Raw genomic sequence first — 18,283 nt, forward strand, 5'->3', positions numbered from 1 at the left:
TCGGCGTGTATACCGGAACCGCTGTGTTTGACGTGCTCCTGCCGGGGGACTCACGTTCGTTGAAGGCGAAGCGCTCGTACGTGCGGCCGATCGTCGCGGCGCTGCGAAAGTTCGAGATATCCGTGGCCGAGGTCGGCGCGCTCGACCGGCACGGACGGGCGGAGATCGGGGTGGCGGTGGTGGCCGCCGAGCCCCGGCACGTGGGCGAGGTGCTCGACTCCTGCGAGCGCCTCATGGCCGGCCGTCCAGAGATCGAGCTGCTGTCCGTGAGGCGCCGGCTACACGGCGACGAGGACTGATTTTGAGCTGCTCACACGGGTAGTGTGCAGAGGTTGGCGGGTGTTTCCGGCCGCCTGGCCGGGTGCGCGCAAGTGAAGCTTCCGGAGGTGGCGAGATGACGGACCCGGCCAAGGTACGCCGGCACGCGGAGCGGGTGCGGGAGCTGGTGGCTTCGGTGGTGCGCACCCAGATCAAAGACCCTCGCCTCGGCATGATCACCATCACGGACGCCCGGATCACCGGCGACCTGCGTGACGCCACGGTGTTCTACACGGTGCTCGGCGACGCCGCCGCCCAGGCGGGCACCGCGGCCGCCCTCGACAGCGCCAAGGGGCTCGTGCGCAGCACCGTCGGCAAAGCGCTCGGGCTCCGCCACTCGCCGACGCTGACCTTCGTCCACGACGTCGTGCAGGATCACGCCAAGCACATCGACGACCTGCTCGCCCAGGCGCGCACGGCCGACACCGAGGTGCAGCGGCTGGCGGCCGGCGCGGAGTACGCGGGGGAGGCCAACCCGTACAAGGAAGAAGAGGCGGACGAGGACGAGGGCGACGAAGACGACGCCCGGGACCGGCCGTGACCGCCGTGGTCGAGGCGCCGGCCGCGGAGCCTGCCGCCGCCGACTGGGCCGCCGCCGTCGCCGCGGTGCGCGGCCTGCCGCCGGGCGGCACGGTGCTGCTGGTCTGCCACGTCAACCCGGACGGCGACGCTCTCGGCAGCATGCTCGGCGTGGCGCTGGGCTTGCGCCGGTTGGGCGTCACCCAGCTTCAGGCGACGTTCCCGGGTGCGACGGCGGGAGCCGCCGGCGACGGGTACACCGGGCCGCCGGAGGTGCCCGAGCCGTTCCGCTGGCTGCCCGGCCTCGACCTGCTGGTCCCGGCAGATACCGCCTACCCGGCGCCCGACCTGTTCCTCTGCTTCGACGCGGCGAGCGCCTCCCGGCTCGGCGCGCTCGTCGACCGGCTCGACACGGCGGGCGCCGCCGTGGTGCTCGACCACCACGCGTCCAATACACGTTTCGGTGGCATCCACCTCGTCGACCCGGGTGCCGCCGCCACCTCGGTGGTGTCCGAGGGCCTGCTCGACCGGCTGGGAGTGTCGCTCGACGCGGAGATCGCGGCGTGCCTCTACGTGGCGCTGGCGACCGACACGGGCTCGTTCCGGTTCGACATGACGACCCCGGCGGTGCACGAGATGGCCGCCCGGCTCATCGCCACCGGCATCAGCCCGGGTGAGATCTCCCGCCGGATCTTCGACACCCGCCCGTTCGGCGCCGTTCGGCTCTACGGCGACGTGCTGCGGCGCGCCCAGCTCGAGCCCGAGGCGGCCGGCGGGGTGGGGCTCGTGTGGACGTACGCGACGCTCGACGACCTCGCCCGCCACGGTCAGAAGCCGTACGTGCTGGAGGCGCTCATCGACTCCGTGCGGTGCTCGGCGGAGGCCGACGTGAGCTGCGTCGTCAAGCAGGTCGCTCCGGCCGAGTGGGCGGTTTCGATGCGGAGCAAGGGCGCCGTCGACGTGAGCCGGGTCGCGGTGGCGCTCGGCGGCGGTGGCCACCGGCTGGCGGCGGGGTTCACCGGGCGGGGCACGGTCGACGACGTGATCGGGTCCATCCGCGCGGAGCTGTGAGCGGGCGCGACGACGCTGCGTCTCCTTCTGCTACCCGTCCGTATGCCGGGAACCTAGCGCGCGTTCATCTGACTTAACGCTAACTTGGTTGGCGTTGCGTACCGGTTCGTGCGTGCAGTTCGTATCCAGAGCACTGCGTGCGGCCGGTGTTGCCTCCAGGGTCAGACCGACCCGGGCTCGCGCCACCGCCGTTCCGGCGATCCCGGAGGGCCGTTTCGGCGCACCGCACGACCGCCCGCCGTGGTGGCTCACGCTCAAGAGCCGCACGCCCTGGAAGGACGTTGTTCCGATGGCTAGCAAGCCCAAGCCGCAGACGACCGAAGACGAGCGCGAGCAGGCCCGCCGCGCACTCCAGACCTCCATGGACACGCGCCAGTAAGACAGTCACCCGCTTGATTGCCCTTGGCACCATGCGAGGGCATGCGGATCGAAGGACCTGACGGCCGGCGCTGGTGGGTCGGCCGGCGCTGGTTGCCCTGGCGGCCCCGCGGCCGTGACATGGGCAAGGGCGGCCTGACCGACTTTCCCATCAGCGGCGACGAGCCCATCGGGCTTCTGATCGCCATCGTCGTCGCCGCCGTCCTGGTGCTGTTTCCGGTCGTCCTCGTCGCGGCCATCTTCGTGGCCGAGTGGCTGCTCCTGCTCCTCCTGCTGCCGATCATCACCCTGCTTCGCGTGGGCTTCGGCATGCCGTGGACCGTGGTCGCCCGCAGCGGAGGCGTCCGCTACGCCGAGCAGGTGGCCGGCTGGCGCCGGTCGCGCGAGCTCATCCAGTCGACGAGCACCGAGATCAAGGAGTACGGCGAGCCGCGCTCGCTCTTCGTGGCGTAAGCACCACAGGCCATTGCGGTCATTACGTGATCGGTGTCAGGATGGCGGGCGATGTCCCCGTACTCCCTGCGCCGCATCACGGCTCTCGCGCTGCCCGCACTGATCGTGCTCGCCGCCGAGCCGCTCTACGTGCTCGTCGACACCGCGGTCGTCGGACACCTGGGGAGTGTCCCGCTCGCCGCGCTCGCGATCGGCGGCACGGTGATGTCGGCGGCCGCGTGGCTGGGCACCGTAATGGCGTACGGCACGACCGGCCGCTCCGCCCGCCGCTTCGGGGCCGGTGACCGGGCCGCGGCGGTGGCCGAGGGCGTGCAGGCGTCGTGGCTGGCGTTCGGCGTCGGACTCGCCCTGGCGGTCGTCGCCCAGGTGGCGGCCGGCCCCCTGGCCCGTACCCTCGGCGGTGGTGACTCGGACGTGGCCGGCGCCGCCGCCGAATGGCTGCGGATCGCGGCGCTCGGCGCCCCCGGCCTTCTCCTCGCCGCCGCCGGCAACGGCTGGATGCGCGGGGTGCAGGACACCCGGCGGCCGCTCTACTACGTGCTCGGGGCCAACGTGCTCTCCGCGGTGCTCTGCCCCATCCTCGTGTACCCGGCGGGGCTCGGCCTGACCGGCTCGGCCGTGGCCAACGTGGTGGCGCAGACGGTCGCGGGTGTGTTTTTCGCCCGTGCGCTCGTCGCCGAGCGGGTGTCCCTGCGCCCACACCCGGCGGTGATCGGCCAGCAGCTCGTGCTCGGCCGCGACCTGCTGATCCGCGGCTCGGCGTTTCAGGCCTGCTTCCTCTCCGCGACGGCGGTGGCCGCCCGCTTCGGCACGGCGGTGGTCGCGGCGCACCAGATCACCGTGCAGCTGTGGTTCTTCTGCGCGCTCGCCCTCGACGCGGTGGCCATCGCCGCCCAGTCGCTGATCGGCGCCGCGCTGGGTGCCGGACACGACCGCGAGGCGCGCGACCTGGGCCGGCGCATCGCATTGATCGGTGGCGTCAGCGGCGCCGGCTTCGCGGTGGTGATCGGCGCGGGCGCGGGCGTGGTGCCGGGCTGGTTTACCGGCGACCCGGCGGTGCACGACCAGGCGCTGGTGGCCTGGCCGTGGTTTGTCGCACTGCTGCCGCTGGCCGGCATCGTCTACGCCCTGGACGGCGTGCTCATCGGCGCCGGCGACGCCCGCTACCTGCGCAACGCCACGATCCTGGCGGCGCTGGGCGGCTTTCTGCCGGTGGTCTGGCTGGCGTACGCGCTGGACGCCGGGCTGGGTGGCATCTGGGCGGGGCTGTCGCTCTTCATCGTGTTGCGCCTGGTCACCCTGCTGCTGCGGATGCGCACCGGCGCGTGGGCCGTGGTCGGCGCGGTGCGATAGGCCCCCGGCGTCAGCCCAGCACGTACTGCTCGTCGCCGAAGTCGGCCACGATCGTCAGCTTGCCGCCGAGGGCCCGCACGTACGCCGCGAGCGTCTCCACCTCGGTGCGCTCCAGCTGGCCTTTTTCGATGCGGGACACCCGCGCCTGCGTCACGCCCATCGCCTTGGCGACCTCCACCTGGGTGGTGCGCTGGCGGCGGCGCACCTCGGCCAGCCGGTGGGCCCGCGACTCGGCGACCATCCGCCGGGCGCCGTCGTCGATCTCGGCCCGCTCCGCCTCGGTGAAGCCGAGCTCGCCCTTCATGTCGTCCCAAGAACGCGTCTCGGGATCACTCAGGTGGTCACTCATGCGTCTGCTCCTCCACATGCTTCAAATGCTCGGCATACGCCGCCTCGGCCATCGGGATCGCCGTGCTGTACCAGCTACGCCAACGGCCGGCCTTGTCGCCGCCCACCAGGATCACCGCCCGCCGCAGCGGGTCGAAGACGAACAGGACCCGGACCTTTCTGGCGCCGCGCGATCCGGGACGTAACTCTTTGAGATTGGCCAGGCGCGAGCCCTTGACCGTGTCGACAAGCGGCCGACCGAGCGCCGGGCCCTCGACGCCGAGCGCCTCGATGGCCTGGCTGACGAGGAGCAGGGTGGCGCGGTCGGTGCGCCGCAGGGTGTGCAGCCAGGATCGGGCCGGCTCCAGAACGATGATCGACCAACTCACGACGCGACTCCACGGGAAGACTATAACGCTGACATCATATAACGCGCAAGGTCTATTGATCTTCCAGCGAAGCTCTCGTGGAATGCGAGCCGAGGCTGCCACCGTGCCCGATTGATCACAATCCGCTATCTGGCAGGCTTGCGCCGTGAGCGTGGACGGGCTGGTGGTCGTGGACAAGGCGACCGGGATGACATCGCACGATGTCGTGGCACGAGTACGCCGGCTGGCCCGGACCCGGCGGGTAGGGCACGGCGGCACCCTCGACCCGATGGCCACCGGCGTGCTGGTCATCGGCGTGGGCAAGGCGACCCGGCTGCTGACCTACGTGATCGGGTCGGGCAAGGGCTACACGGCGACCATCCGCCTCGGACAGGCAACGATCACCGACGACGCCGAGGGCGAGGTGGTCGCCACTACGCCGGCCGGCCACGTGACCGACGGCGCGATCCGCGCCGGGCTGGACGCGCTCACCGGTGACATCGAGCAGGTGCCGAGCGCGGTGAGCGCTATCAAGATCGACGGCAAGCGGGCGTACAAGCGGGTGCGCGAGGGCGAGCAGGTGACGCTTGCCGCGCGGCCCGTGACGATCTCCCGGCTGGAGGTGCTGGCGATCCGCCGACCGTCCGCGGACGTGGTCGACGTCGACGTCGAGGTGGTTTGCTCGTCCGGCACCTACATCCGCGCGATCGCCCGCGACCTCGGCGCCGGGCTGGAGGTGGGCGGTCACCTGACGGCGTTGCGGCGGACGGCCGTCGGTGGCTTCACGCTGGCGGAAGCGTCCACATTGGAAGAGCTGGAGAAGGTGGCGCCCGAGGTGGTCAACCTGCCGCTCGCGGACGCCGCCCGGCGGTTCTTCGCGGCACGGGAGGCCACTGTGGACGAGGCGAAGACGCTGTCGCACGGCGGGCCGCTCGACCGCGCCGGCATCGAGGGGCCCTACGCGGTCTTCGCCCCGGACGGCGGGCTGCTCGCGATCGTGCGCGAGCGGGAGGGGCGGGCCCGCCCCGAGGTGGTCTTCACCGGCTCGTGAGGCCGTCTTCCCAGGCGCTGCGGACCAGGCTCCCGGGACCCAGCTCACGCTCGCCGACCACCTGGGCGCTGCGGCGGTACAGGTGCACCCGCACGTTGGCGCGGCCGGCCAGCAGCGAGAGGTCGAGCGGGCCGTGACCGTGGTGGTGGATGGAGATCACCGGGCCGGTCACCTCGCGCAGCGCGCGCAGATCCGGCGGCGTCGCGAAGTGGAGTGCTAGCCGCCGCAGGCCCGGTGGCACCGGAAGCCTGTCGGCGGACCACGCGCCGCCGAGGTGCAGGTCGAGCCGGGTCATCGCGGGCAGGCCGATGCCGGCGAGCGGCTCGACGGTGGTGACGTGGTAGAGCGTCAGCGACTCGAGCGCGGGCAGCTCGGCGCCGTCCAGCTCGTAGACGCGCGGGGCGCTGATGGCCAGCTCGCGCAGCGGCAGGCCGGTCAGTACACGCACGCCCGTCACGTCGCCGGCCACGACAAGCGAGGTGAGATCCGGCAGGCCGGCCAGGGGCGCCAGGTCCAGCGGCCCCGGTGAGGCGGCGACCTCCAGCGCCCGGAGCGCCGGCAGGTCACGGACGAAGGCGACACCGTCCAGGCCGCCGGCCGCCACGGTGAGGTGCGTCAGCCGCCGCAGCCAGCGCAGCGCGGGCAGCAGGCGGGCGTCGTCGACGGTCAGCTCGCCGGCGTGCAGCGGCGAGTCGGCCAGCACCCGCGCGGCGTACTCCTCGGGGTCGAAGTGCGACCAGGCCCGCACGAGCGCGTCCACGACACTGTGTCGCGAGTCGCCGCCGAACCGGGCCAGCAGCGGCAGCGCGGCCGGGTCGCCCGACTCGCGGACCGCTTCGATGGTGAGCACCGCGGCGTACTCGTTGTTGGGCTGGCTCGCCATCATCAGGTCGATCGCGAACGGTCCGGCCCGTCCGAGCGCCCGCGCGGCCGCCTCGCCCTGCGGCGGCACAAGCTTGGCGGTGGCCTCGCGGATGGTCCGCTCCAGCTCGGGGGAGCGCTCGGGCGAGGTCTCCAGGCAGGCGAGCGCGACAAGGCCGAGCAGGTCGCGGTGGGCGCGTGGGGTCTCGCGGTCGCGCCCGCGCGCCAGCAGCCCGCCCAGCAGCGTCTCCCGGCCGGCCGCGCTGGCGTGGCCGGCGGCCATCACCACGACCTCGTGCCACTGCGGCTCGTGCGCGTGCGCCCGCAGCACCCCGAAGTCGCCTTCGTCGACCGCCTGCTTGGCGGCCAGGTACTCCTCGAACGACCGGTGGACGAAGTCCACTCGCCCCTCGACCTGCTCGCGCAGCAGGCCGGTGCGTTCCAGCAGTACCCGGTAGACCTGGGCCGCCTCCGCCTTGACCTGCGGCATCGCCCGCAGCTTCGCCGCCAGCCGGTCGATCGCGTCGTCGCGGGCCGCGTCCGACCAGCCGTTGCGGATCAGCCAGTACGCCAGGTCGCTGAGCAGCAGGGTCTGCTCGGTACGGCCGATCACCGGCTGGGTGTCGACCCGGCGCTCCCGGTCGCGCCGCTCCAGAAGCATGTGCAGCGCGATCTCGTACAGCTCCATGCGGTTGCCGGGCAGCTGGCCGCGCCGGTCGCGGTGCAGCGCGCAGAGCAGGGCGCACAGCAGCGGGTAGCCGGCCAGCTGGCGCAGGTGGCGGTGGCGGTCGAGGGCGTCGAGCAGCCCCTGCTCCTGCTCGGTGACCTCCGCCCGTTCCGGCTCGGTGGCGCATCCGCTGCGTATCGCCTCGTGCCACCGGTGCGTGAACGCGCGTACCTGTGTCGGGGTCATCGGCTCTAGCTCGGCGGCGAGGAAGCCGGCCGCGGCCAGCCAGTCTTCCGGCGCGGCCGCCGGCCGCGACGTGACCACGTAGCGGGCCCGCGGAAACGCCGTGATGAGGTCGGTGAGCCACCGCTTCACCTCGTCGCGGCGGTCTTCGGCCAGCTCGTCGACGCCGTCGAGCAGCACGATCGCCCGGCCCGAGCGGAGCTGCCGCTGCACCCAGCCCGGTGCCATCTCCTGCGCGATGTGGCGGCCCACCTCCTGGAGGAAGGCCTCCGGCGCGGGCAGCTCGGAGGCCGCGTACCGGCGCAGGGGCAGGAAGAACGGCACGGTCCCCTGCCAGGCCGCGAGGCGGTCCGGGAAGGTGTCGCGCGCGCTGTGCACCGCGACCCAGTGCAGCAGCGTGGTCTTGCCGGTGCCGGCCTGCCCGCGCACGAAGAGCCGGTCGGAGCGGGCCAGGACCCGCTCCACCTGGTCGCCCGCGAGCAGGTCGTCCGGGGTCCGCGCGGCCCGCGCGGTCAGGCTCAGGTAAGCGACCGAGAGCGGGTAGCGGCGGCTGGACTCGGAGAGCGTCACGCCGAAGAACTCGACCTGGTCGAGCCGGTTGGCCACGAGCTGCCGGTAGTCGCGCTCGAAGTCGTGCGGCCCGCGCCGCTCCGGCAGGCGCTCCAGCATGGCGCGGATCTCGTCGAGGATCTGGCGGTCGCGGCGCAGCAGCTCGGTGATCCCGGCGATGCCCGCGCCGGGCAGCGCGCGGGCGGCCTCGATCGCGTAGGCGGCGCATTCGCGCAGCACCAGGTCGTACAGCCGGACCCCGCCCTCGGCGAGGCCGGCGCGCACCGGCCGCCCCGGGTCCTGGGCGCGCAGGTAGCGGTCCAGGTAGCCGGCGTCCAGGTCCTGCTTGAACAGGTCTTCCTCGGTGAGCGCGGCCGCCTCGAACGTCTCCCGCACCGCGTGGAGCGCCGCCTCCTGCTCGTTGGGCGGCAGGTCGCCCAGCTCGCGGAGGGCCAGGAGCCGCTCGGCGACGACCTCGGCGGCCTCCTCCCAGATCCGGTGGAACCGTCGTCGCTCGCGGGCACTGGTCAGCCGCTCGGCCGCGTGGTCGATCACGCTGGCACCGCCCTCGGCCGCCATCCGGTGGTCGCCGAGCCAGACGCCGCAGGCCACCCTCGCCACCGCCGCGCCGAGTGAGATCGCGGCTACCTCCAGACCGGGCACGCGCCGAGGGTGCCACAGACCGAGTGATAACGCACACGCGCTGCTCGCGGCTCCGGACGGCCTAGAGTGGGCTGCATGCAGAGGTGGCGGGGGTACGACACGGTGCCGAGCGGGTTTGGCCGTTCGGTGGTCACCATCGGGGTGTTCGACGGTGTCCACAGGGGACACCAGGCGACCATCGGCCATGCGGTGAAGCGGGCCCGCGACGCCGGGCTCCAGTCGGTGGTCCTGACGTTCGACCCGCACCCCTCCGAGGTGGTCCGGCCGGGCACCCACCCCGCCGTGCTCACCGAGCCGCGGCGCAAGGCCGAGCTGATCGCCGAGCTGGGCGTCGACGCGCTGTGCGTGGTGCCGTTCACGCTGGACTTCTCCCGGCTCCCACCGGAGGCGTTCGTCCACGACGTGCTGGTCGAGCACCTGCACGCGGCCGTGGTGGTGGTGGGTGACAACTTCCGCTTCGGCCACAAGGCGGCCGGCGACGGGGCGCTGCTGCGCGACCTGGGCCGCCGGTGGGGGTTCGCGGTCGAAGACTCGCCGCTGGTGTCGAGCGGCGACACGGTGTTCTCCTCGACGTACATCCGCGCCTGTGTCGCCGCCGGCGACGTGGCGGCGGCCGCCGAGGCGCTCGGCCGGCCGCACCGGGTGGAGGGTGTGATCGTCCGCGGTGACCAGCGGGGCCGCCAGCTCGGCTTCCCCACGGCCAACTTCCTCACCGGCACCCACACGGCGGTGCCGGCCGACGGCGTGTACGCCGGATGGGTGATCCGCGGCGACGAGCGGCTGCCGGCCGCCGCCTCCGTGGGGACAAACCCTACCTTTTCGGGCGAAGACCGGCGGGTCGAGGCGCACATCCTCGACTTCGACGGCGACCTCTACGGCGAGCGCCTCGGCCTGGAGCTGGTGGCCAACCTGCGTGGCCAGGTCAAGTACGACGGGATCGAGCCCCTGATCGCCCAGATCAAGGAGGACGTGGCGCAGACCCGGGCACTGCTGAACGGGTAGCGTCTCACGGGCTGGTAGTGTTACCGGGACGTCGTGTTACGACGTTCTGTTCCGTGTGCCTGCACGACGCCGCGGGCCCGGACTGTTAACGCCCATAGAAACAGGGAGAAAATGGCGCTCGACCAACAAGCCAAGGCCAAGATCAGGGAAGAGTACGCGACCGTCGAGGGAGACACTGGTTCTCCCGAGGTGCAGGTCGCGGTGCTTACCAAGCGGATCGCCGACCTCACCGAGCACCTCAAGGTGCACAAGCACGACCACCACAGCCGCCGTGGTCTGCTGCTCCTGGTGGGTCGCCGCCGCCGCCTCCTGAACTACATGGCGAAGAAGGACATCAACCGCTACCGGTCGATCATCGAGCGGCTCGGTCTGCGGCGATAAACACCGGGGGAGCGGCGTGAGTCGCTCCCCTACCCACCCGAGGGGGTCCGGGAGCGGATCGACGCACCGGTCCTCGGTAGTGGCCCCCGGGCTGCCGCACATCGGCCCCCCGGGCGCTTCGATCGAAGACCGGCCCGTCTGAGCAGCTCCCGAGGTTGTGACCCCCACAACCGAAGAGGAGTGCATCCAGAACATGACCGAGCACAACAGCCTCGGCAACCAGCAAAGCACCGCGGTGATCGACAACGGGTCGTTCGGCACCCGGGAGATCACGTTCTCCACCGGCCGGCTGGCCAAGCAGGCCGCCGGCTCCGTGATCGCCCAGCTCGGCGACACCGTCGTCCTCTCCGCGACCACGGCGGGCAAGCAGCCCCGCGAGGGATTCGACTTCTTCCCGCTGACCGTCGACGTCGAAGAGCGCATGTACGCCGCGGGTCGCATCCCCGGCTCGTTCTTCCGCCGCGAGGGCCGGCCGAGTGAGGACGCGATCCTCACCTGCCGCCTGATCGACCGGCCGCTGCGCCCCAGCTTCGTCAAGGGCCTGCGCAACGAGGTCCAGGTCGTCGAGACCATCCTGGCGCTCGACCCGGCCCACCCGTACGACGTGGTGGCGATCAACGCCGCGTCCCTCTCCACCAAGCTCTCCGGCCTGCCGTTCTCCGGCCCGATCGGTGCCACCCGGATGGCACACATCGACGGCCAGTGGGTGGCGTTCCCGACCCACGAGGAGCTGGCTCGCGCCACGTTCGACATGGTGGTCGCCGGCCGCGTCCTGCCCGACGGCGACGTCGCGATCATGATGGTCGAGGCCGAGGCCACCGAGCACACCGTCGCCCTCGTCGCGGGCGGCGCCACCGCGCCGACCGAGGAGATCGTCGCCGGTGGCCTGGAGGCCTCCAAGCCGGCCATCCGCGAGCTGTGCCGCGCGCAGAGCGTGATCGCCGACGTGGCCGCCAAGCCGATCGCCGAGTTCCCGACCTTCCTCGACTACCAGGACGACGCCTTCGAGGCGGTCGCGTCCGCGGTGCGCGGTGAGGTCAGCGAGGCGCTGAAGATCGCCGGCAAGGCCGAGCGTGAGGAAGCGCTCGACCGCATCAAGGACAAGGCCGTCGAGCTCGTCGCCCCGCAGTTCGAGGGGCGCGAGAAGGAGATCTCTCCGGCGTTCCGCTCGCTGGTCAAGTCGGAGGTGCGCACGCGCGTGCTGCGCGACCAGGTGCGCATCGACGGCCGCGGCCCGCGCGACATCCGGCCGCTGACCGCCGAGACCCAGGTGCTGCCGCGGGTGCACGGTTCGGCGCTGTTCGAGCGGGGCGAGACGCAGATCCTCGGCGTCACCACGCTCAACATGCTCCGCATGGAGCAGCAGCTCGACACGCTGTCGCCGGAAAAGCACAAGCGCTACATGCACAACTACAACTTCCCGCCGTACTCGACGGGTGAGACCGGCCGGGTCGGCGCGCCCAAGCGGCGCGAGATCGGCCACGGCGCGCTGGCCGAGCGGGCGCTGATCCCGGTGCTGCCCAGCCGCGAGGAGTTCCCGTACGCGATCCGCCAGGTCTCCGAGGCCCTCGGCTCCAACGGGTCGACCTCGATGGGCTCGGTCTGCGCCTCGACCATGTCGTTGCTGTCGGCCGGTGTGCCGCTGAAGGCGCCGGTCGCGGGCATCGCGATGGGCCTGATCTCCGACGAGGTCGAGGGCAAGACGCAGTACGTCAGCCTCACCGACATCCTCGGCGCGGAAGACGCCTACGGCGACATGGACTTCAAGGTCGCCGGCACCCGTGAGTACGTGACCGCGCTCCAGCTCGACACCAAGCTCGACGGCATCCCGTCCGACGTGCTCGCGGCCGCGCTCCAGCAGGCCCACGACGCGCGCCAGACGATCCTCGACGTGATGCAGGAGGCCATCGAGGCACCGGCCACGATGTCCGAGTACGCGCCGCGGGTCACCACCGTCAAGATCCCGGTCGACAAGATCGGCATGGTGATCGGGCCGAAGGGCCAGACCATCAACGCGATCCAGGACGAGACCGGCGCCGAGATCTCGATCGAAGACGACGGCACGATCTACGTCGGCGCGACCAACGGCCCCTCGGCCGAGGCGGCGGTCGAGCGGATCAACGCGATCGCCAACCCCACGCTGCCGAAGGTGGGCGACAAGTTCCTCGGCACGGTGGTGAAGACGGCCGCGTTCGGCGCGTTCATCTCGCTGCTGCCCGGCCGCGACGGCCTGCTGCACATCTCCAAGGTGGGCAACGGCAAGCGGGTCGAGAAGGTCGAGGACTACCTCAACGTCGGCGACAAGGTCGAGGTGCAGATCGCCGACATCGACCAGCGCGGCAAGATCTACCTCGACAAGGTGCGCGCCGAGGGCGAGGAGGCGCCGGCCGACGCCGCCGGTGGCGACCGCCCGCCGGCCCGCGACCGGGGCGACCGTGGTCCGCGCGACCGCGGTGACCGCGACGGTGGCGACCGTGGCCCGAGCCGCGGCGAGCCCGCGGGTGAGGGCGACGGCGAAGGCGGCCCGCGCCGCCGCCGGCACCGTCGTTGATGACGCTGGACAGTAGGGACGGGGGCAGCACGGTACGGCGTACCGTGCTGCCCTCGGGCCTTAGGGTGCTGACCGAGGCGATCCCCTCGATGCGGAGCGTCTCGTTCGGCGTGTGGGTGGGCATCGGCTCCCGCGACGAGGCACCCGAGCTCGCCGGCGTCTCGCACTTCCTGGAGCACCTGCTCTTCAAGGGCACCGAGCGGCGCACCGCGCTGGACATCTCGGCCCAGATCGAGGCGGTGGGCGGCGAGACCAACGCGTTCACCACCAAGGAGTACACCTGCTACTACGCGCGGGTCCTCGACGAAGACCTGCCGCTCGCCATCGACGTGATGTGCGACCTCGTGTCCCACTCGGTGCTCGACGCGGCCGATGTGGAGACCGAGCGCGGCGTGATCCTCGAAGAGATCGCGATGCACGACGACGAGCCCGGCGACGAGGTGCACGACGTCTTCGCCGAGGCCGTCTACGGCACCCACCCGCTGGGCCGGCTCATCTCCGGCACGCAGGACACGATCGCGCCGATGACGCGGCCGCAGATCGAGGGCTTCTACCACGACCGGTACCTGGCACCGTCCATTGTGGTCGCCGCGGCCGGCAACCTCGACCATGACGTCGTGGTCGAGCTGGTGCGGCGAAACCTCGACCTGGCCGGTGGGGGCACGCCCGCGCCGCTGCGACCCACCGACACCGTGCCGACGCAGGCGCCCGACACGGTGGTACGCGGAAAGGACACCGAGCAGGCGCACATCGTGCTCGGCTGCCCCGGCATCGGGCGGCTCGACGAGCGGCGCTTCGCGCTCGGCGTGCTCAACAACGTGCTCGGCGGCGGCATGTCCAGCCGGCTCTTCCAGGAGATCCGGGAAAAGCGCGGCCTCGCGTACTCGGTCTACTCGTACTCCAGCCAGTACGCCGACACCGGCCTCTTCGCGGTCTACGCCGGCTGCGCGCCGGGCAAGGTCGACGAGGTGCTGGAGCTGACCCGGGCCGAGCTGGCCGCGGTGGCGGCAAAGGGCTTCACCGAGGCCGAGCTGGCCCGCGGCAAGGGCATGTCCAAAGGCTCGTACGTGCTGGGCCTGGAAGACACCGGCTCGCGGATGAGCCGGCTGGCCAAGGGTGAGCTGCTGTACGGCAGCGTGCTCTCCGTGGACGAGCTGCTGGCCCGCGTCGACGCGGTGACGCTCGACCAGGTGAACGCACTGGCCACCGATCTGCTGACAAGGCCCACCTCGTTGGCGGTGATTGGCCCGGTATAGGGCTATTTTGGTGCCCTGATCGTGGTCTATCTATCAGGGCCTTGAGCGTCGATGTGTGCGGGCGGCACGATGATGGGCCATGAGCGCCGGGTCCCTCCCCGAGCCTCCCGCACCGCCGCCGGAGCCCGCCGATTTCGAGGCGTTCTGGCGTGCCACGCGTGAGGACCTGTCCAAACCACCACTGTCCTGGCGAGTTCGCCGGCGATACGACGACGACCGGCTCGGCCGGCGGGTCGAGGAGCTGACTTTCGACTCAGCCACGGGCGAGCGGGCGTTCGCCTGGCTCACCTACCCGCGCGGTGCCGAGGTGAGCCGCGGCATGGTGGTGAGCCACGGCTACCAGGGCCGCCCGGACGGGCCGGACGAGTACGCGCCCGCGCCCGAGGCCGCGAAGATCTTCCCGTGCGCGCCCGGGCTGCCGCGCAGCCTGTCGCCCACGATCCCGGCGGTGACGGGTGAGCACGTGCTGCACGGCATCGAGTCGCGGGAGACGTACGTGCACCGCTTCTGCGCCGCCGACATCTGGCGCTCCGCCTCGGTCCTGCTGGAGCGCTTTCCGGGCATCGAGCGGCTCGACTACAACGGCGGCAGCTTCGGCGGCGGCATCGGCGCGCTCGCGCTTCCATGGGACGACCGCTTCCACCGCGCGCACTTCTACCTGCCGAGCTTCGGCCACCACCCGCTGCGGCTGCGCGTGCCGTGCACCGGCAGCGGCGAGGCGGTGCGCAGGCGGGTGGCGCGCCAGCCCGAGGTGCGCGACGTGCTCGCCTACTTCGACGCCGCGACCGCCGCGACCCGCATCCGGATACCGGTCTTCGTGTCCGTGGCGCGGCGCGATCCGGCCGTGCCGCCGGTCGGTCAGTTCGCCATCTACCACGCGCTCGCCGGCCCCAAGCGGCTGTGGATGCTCAGCGCCGGCCACATGCCGTACCCGACCGAGGCGGCCGAACTAGCGGCGCGCGACCGTGAGCTCGCCGCCTTCTTCGTGTGACCTTCTCCTCCGTGGGATAGTTTCTCCCCGTGACTGAAGAGCGCGAACCCATCCGTGTCGGCGTGCTCGGTGCCCGTGGGCGCATGGGCGTGGAGGTGTGCAAGGCCGTCGACGCCGCCGACGACCTAGAGCTGGTCGCGATGATCGACCAGGGTGACTGGCTGTTCAACGCCTCGGACGCGGGTGCGGAGGTCGTCGTCGACTTCACCAACCCCGACGTGGTGATGGACCACCTGCACTGGTGCATCGACCAGGGGATCAACTGCGTGGTCGGCACCAGCGGCTTCACCGCCCAGCGCCTCGAACGCGTGCGCAACTGGCTCCAGCACAAGCCCGAGGTCGGCGTGATCATCGCGCCGAACTTCGGCGTCGGCGCCGTGCTGATGATGGAGTTCGCCGCGCGGGCCGCCCGCTACTTCGAGTCGGTCGAGATCATCGAGCAGCACCACCCGGCCAAGGTTGACGCGCCGAGCGGCACCGCCACCCACACCGCCCGCGTCGTGGCGGAGGCCCGCGCCGCCGCCGGCCTCGCCGCCATGCCCGACGCCACCAAGGACGAGGTGGCCGGCGCCCGCGGTGCCGACCTCGACGGCGTCCGCGTCCACTCGGTGCGCGCCGCCGGCCTGGTCGCCCACCAGGAGGTCCTCTTCGGCACGACCGGCGAGACCCTCACCATCCGCCACGACTCGTACGACCGGGCCTCGTTCATGCCCGGCGTGCTGCTCGCCATCCGCCAGGTCCTCCAGCGCCCCGGCCTGACCGTTGGGTTGGCCCCGCTGCTCGACAGCTGAGCCTTTGATCCTTTGGGCTACCGCGATGTCCGCGGTGGTCCGTGCCGTTGCTCCCGCGGCCTCACCCTCCGTGGTTCACAACCCAAACTCCGACCGCCGGGCGTCCGGCGGCGGCCGGCAAGGTGTGCCGTCCAACCGCATTTGCTCTGCTTCCCATTAGGAAGCGGCCGCGATGCGCCGCCTCGGGCGGCGAGTGCTTCCCGTAGGGCAGGGCGAGTGCTTCCCATAGGGAAGCAGAGCAAATGCGGTTGGATGACACCATCACCTGGGCCTGGCCTGTCGACCAGCGGGCCGGGCCCGGAGGATCGGCGCGACACCACCGATGACGTCAGAGGGTTTCGTGGATCGTCAGGCCGGCCGGTAGGCCGGTCATAGCCGGGCGGCCGTCGCCGTCCACGGAGGCGTTCACCGGTGTGCCGGCGATGCGGAGGCCCGTGGCTCGCACGGCGCCGAGCGGGAGCGACGGGCGGAGGGTGACGCGGCCGGCCGGCACGTCCGGGTAGACGCCCAGCGCGGCGTGCAGCACCACCACGGCGGCCGCGGCGGACCAGGCCTGGGGGCGGCAGGCGGCGGGGTAGGGCATCGGCCGGGCGAACTCCGTCCGGTCGTCGCCGCCGTACAGCTCGGGCAGGCGGTAGTCGAAGGCCTCGCCGGCGCTCAGCAGGCCGTCGGCCAGCTTGGCGGCCGCCGGGCCGAAGCCCTCGCGGGCCAGGCCGGCCAGCACGATCGCGGTGTCGTGTGCCCAGATCGAGCCGCAGTGGTACGAGAGCGGGCTGAAGCCGGCGTCCTGTGTGGACATCGTGCGCAGGCCGAAGCCGCCGGAGAGGGTGGGGGAGGCGAGTGCCTCGGCGACGGCGGTCGACTCCTTGGGGGTCAGCAGGCCGGTGCCGAGCAGGTGGCCGATGTTGCTGGTCAGTGCGTCGACCGGGCGGCCGTCGCGGTCGAGGGCCAGCGCCGGGTACGTCCCCTGTGGACCGTCCACCCAGTAGCGTGCGCGGAAGCGCTCGGCCAGCGCGCCGGCGTAGTCGCGCCAGCGGTCGGCGCCCGGGCGGCCGAACGCGTCGAGCAGCGCGGCGCCGTGCAGGGCCGCCTGGTAGGCGTAGCCCTGCACCTCGGCCAGCGCGATCGGCGGGTCGGCCTGGCGGCCGTCGCGGAAGCGGACCGCGTCGCCGGAGTCCTTCCAGCCCTGGTTGGCGAGGCCGCGGCCGCTCTTGTCGACGTAGCGGACGAAGTCGGTGTGCGTGCCGAGCCACGCGAGCGCGGCCTCGACGTGCGGGAGCAGCGCGGCCACCTGCTCCGGTGGCATTCCCCACCGCCAGGCGTCGTGCAGCAGGCTGACCCAGAGCGGGGTGGCGTCGACGGTCCCGTAATACGCCGCGGGCAGATCGATCCGCTCGGCGCGGTGGGTGGTGTCGTGCCGCCGCAGCTCGTGCATGATCTTGCCGGGCGCCTCGCCGGAGCGGATGTCGTCGCGGGTGCCCTGGCGCCGGGCGAGCACCCGCAGCGTGCCGGCGGCCAGGTCGGTGCCGAGCGGGAGCAGCATGCGCGCGGCCCAGATGCTGTCCCGGCCGAAGAGCGTCAGAAACCAGGGCACGCCGGCGCCCAGGTAGGTGTCGTCGCCGTCGGCCAGCCGCAGCGACGCCAGGTCGTCCAGGGAACGGTCGAGCAGGCGCACCAGCCGGTGGTCGTCGGCGCTGACCTCCGGGCGGGACCACTCGACCGGCCCGGCGGGCGCGGCGACGATCGCGCGCGGGTCGTCGATCCGCACCTCCCAGCGCAGCGTCACGCTGCCACGCGTCGGCAGGTCGACCGGCCAGGTGAGGCTCTCCAGGGCTGTGCTGCCGCCCCGATCCGGGCTGGTCGTGGAGCGGCCACCGCCGGGTTGGGGCAGCCCCGAGGCGACCACCGTCACGGTGATGCCGCCGCCGCTCCACACGAGTGGCGCTGTGGGGGACAGCCGCTCGGTCGAGCCGCCCGACTTGACCATGTCCATCGGCGCGAGGTCGCAGGCGAGGTCGAGGGTGACGGTGGCGCGGACGGGCACGTCGGCGGTCGAGGTCACGGTGATCTCCTCGGCCATCCCGCCCGCGGTCACGCGGCGGACCCGGTCGATCCGCACGGTGGGGTCGGGGATCCGGGTGCCCAGCCACCGTACGACCGAGACGAACCGGGCGGTGCCGGGCCCCGCCGCCGTGTACCCGATGGGCTGCGGCTCGCGCCCGTCGACCAGCAGCCTGGCCTCGGCGAGCACGCGGGCGTCGGCGTGGAAGACGCCCTGGACGCCGGCCCCGCTGATCTGCCCGCCGGCCCCGCTGAGCGCCGTCGTCGGCGCCGTCGTCGTGGTCACGAGGTCGTGTAGCAGCGGCTGGAGCTTGCGGTCCGGCACGGGTGACTACCTCCTGGGGACAGTCTTGACAGATCGGCTCGCGCGGAGCAAAGTGCGAAACAACCCCGAAACTTGAACGATCCAATCATGCCCCACCTCGCTTT

Annotated in this window: 16 protein-coding genes; 12 read left to right on the forward strand and 4 right to left on the reverse strand. The window is 72.2% G+C overall.

Features of this window, described 5'->3' with window-relative positions; genetic code table 11:
• The first annotated feature begins 5 nt into the window (after positions 1–5).
• From ACTMTJ_RS07415 to ACTMTJ_RS07435, 5 genes are all read left to right on the forward strand, one after another.
• The gene (locus ACTMTJ_RS07415) at positions 6–299 is read left to right on the forward strand and encodes a DUF503 domain-containing protein (protein ID WP_441215354.1); all 294 of its coding nucleotides are present in this window, start codon (positions 6–8) and stop codon (positions 297–299) included.
• A 95-nt stretch (positions 300–394) separates the two neighbouring features.
• Positions 395–859, forward strand: coding sequence for a 30S ribosome-binding factor RbfA (gene rbfA / locus ACTMTJ_RS07420; protein WP_441215355.1), 465 nt, complete (start codon positions 395–397; stop codon positions 857–859).
• Positions 856–1,908: a DHH family phosphoesterase gene (locus ACTMTJ_RS07425; protein WP_441215356.1), complete on the forward strand. Its 1,053-nt coding sequence runs from the start codon at positions 856–858 to the stop codon at positions 1,906–1,908. The genes rbfA and ACTMTJ_RS07425 overlap by 4 nt, the downstream gene beginning before the upstream one ends.
• Before the next feature lie 420 nt (positions 1,909–2,328).
• Positions 2,329–2,739 (forward strand): hypothetical protein, encoded by a 411-nt coding sequence (locus ACTMTJ_RS07430; RefSeq protein ID WP_441215357.1) that lies wholly within the window; start codon positions 2,329–2,331, stop codon positions 2,737–2,739.
• A gap of 51 nt (positions 2,740–2,790) precedes the next feature.
• Positions 2,791–4,092: an MATE family efflux transporter gene (locus ACTMTJ_RS07435; protein ID WP_441215358.1), complete on the forward strand. Its 1,302-nt coding sequence runs from the start codon at positions 2,791–2,793 to the stop codon at positions 4,090–4,092.
• 10 nt (positions 4,093–4,102) lie between these two features.
• On the opposite strand, the gene ACTMTJ_RS07440 is transcribed toward ACTMTJ_RS07435, so the two are convergent.
• Complete coding sequence (locus ACTMTJ_RS07440) at positions 4,103–4,441, reverse strand: XRE family transcriptional regulator (protein WP_441215359.1); 339 nt, start codon at positions 4,439–4,441, stop codon at positions 4,103–4,105.
• Positions 4,434–4,808 carry a type II toxin-antitoxin system RelE/ParE family toxin gene (locus tag ACTMTJ_RS07445; protein ID WP_441215360.1) on the reverse strand — a complete coding sequence of 125 codons (375 nt, stop codon included), beginning with the start codon at positions 4,806–4,808 and terminating at the stop codon, positions 4,434–4,436. Before ACTMTJ_RS07445 ends, ACTMTJ_RS07440 begins: the two co-directional genes overlap by 8 nt.
• A 145-nt stretch (positions 4,809–4,953) precedes the next feature.
• Here ACTMTJ_RS07445 and truB point away from each other — a divergent pair, with 145 nt between their 5' ends.
• Positions 4,954–5,838, forward strand: coding sequence for a tRNA pseudouridine(55) synthase TruB (gene truB / locus ACTMTJ_RS07450; protein ID WP_441215361.1), 885 nt, complete (start codon positions 4,954–4,956; stop codon positions 5,836–5,838).
• Here the strand turns inward: truB and ACTMTJ_RS07455 are convergent.
• Complete coding sequence (locus ACTMTJ_RS07455) at positions 5,825–8,821, reverse strand: NACHT domain-containing protein (RefSeq protein WP_441215362.1); 2,997 nt, start codon at positions 8,819–8,821, stop codon at positions 5,825–5,827. The two genes, truB and ACTMTJ_RS07455, sit on opposite strands and share 14 nt — an antisense overlap.
• Before the next feature lie 75 nt (positions 8,822–8,896).
• Between ACTMTJ_RS07455 and ACTMTJ_RS07460 the strand changes: the two genes are divergently transcribed.
• From ACTMTJ_RS07460 to dapB, 6 genes are all read left to right on the forward strand, one after another.
• A complete protein-coding gene (locus tag ACTMTJ_RS07460; RefSeq protein WP_441215363.1) occupies positions 8,897–9,823 on the forward strand; it encodes a bifunctional riboflavin kinase/FAD synthetase in 927 nt (308 codons plus the stop codon).
• A gap of 111 nt (positions 9,824–9,934) precedes the next feature.
• Complete coding sequence (gene rpsO / locus ACTMTJ_RS07465) at positions 9,935–10,204, forward strand: 30S ribosomal protein S15 (RefSeq protein ID WP_308714609.1); 270 nt, start codon at positions 9,935–9,937, stop codon at positions 10,202–10,204.
• 193 nt (positions 10,205–10,397) lie between these two features.
• Positions 10,398–12,755 (forward strand): polyribonucleotide nucleotidyltransferase, encoded by a 2,358-nt coding sequence (locus ACTMTJ_RS07470; protein ID WP_441215426.1) that lies wholly within the window; start codon positions 10,398–10,400, stop codon positions 12,753–12,755.
• A complete protein-coding gene (locus ACTMTJ_RS07475; RefSeq protein ID WP_441215364.1) occupies positions 12,755–14,011 on the forward strand; it encodes a M16 family metallopeptidase in 1,257 nt (418 codons plus the stop codon). The genes ACTMTJ_RS07470 and ACTMTJ_RS07475 overlap by 1 nt, the downstream gene beginning before the upstream one ends.
• 79 nt (positions 14,012–14,090) lie before the next feature.
• Positions 14,091–15,002, forward strand: a complete 912-nt coding sequence (locus ACTMTJ_RS07480; RefSeq protein WP_441215365.1) for an acetylxylan esterase — start codon at positions 14,091–14,093, stop codon at positions 15,000–15,002.
• 29 nt (positions 15,003–15,031) lie between these two features.
• The gene (gene dapB / locus ACTMTJ_RS07485; protein WP_441215366.1) at positions 15,032–15,793 is read left to right on the forward strand and encodes a 4-hydroxy-tetrahydrodipicolinate reductase; all 762 of its coding nucleotides are present in this window, start codon (positions 15,032–15,034) and stop codon (positions 15,791–15,793) included.
• A 328-nt stretch (positions 15,794–16,121) separates the two neighbouring features.
• Here dapB and ACTMTJ_RS07490 read toward each other — a convergent pair whose 3' ends face one another.
• Positions 16,122–18,179 carry an amylo-alpha-1,6-glucosidase gene (locus tag ACTMTJ_RS07490; RefSeq protein ID WP_441215367.1) on the reverse strand — a complete coding sequence of 686 codons (2,058 nt, stop codon included), beginning with the start codon at positions 18,177–18,179 and terminating at the stop codon, positions 16,122–16,124.
• Positions 18,180–18,283: the final 104 nt, after the last annotated feature.

Origin of the sequence: Phytohabitans sp. LJ34 (assembly GCF_052068095.1) — a bacterium.
GTDB lineage: Bacteria > Actinomycetota > Actinomycetes > Mycobacteriales > Micromonosporaceae > Phytohabitans.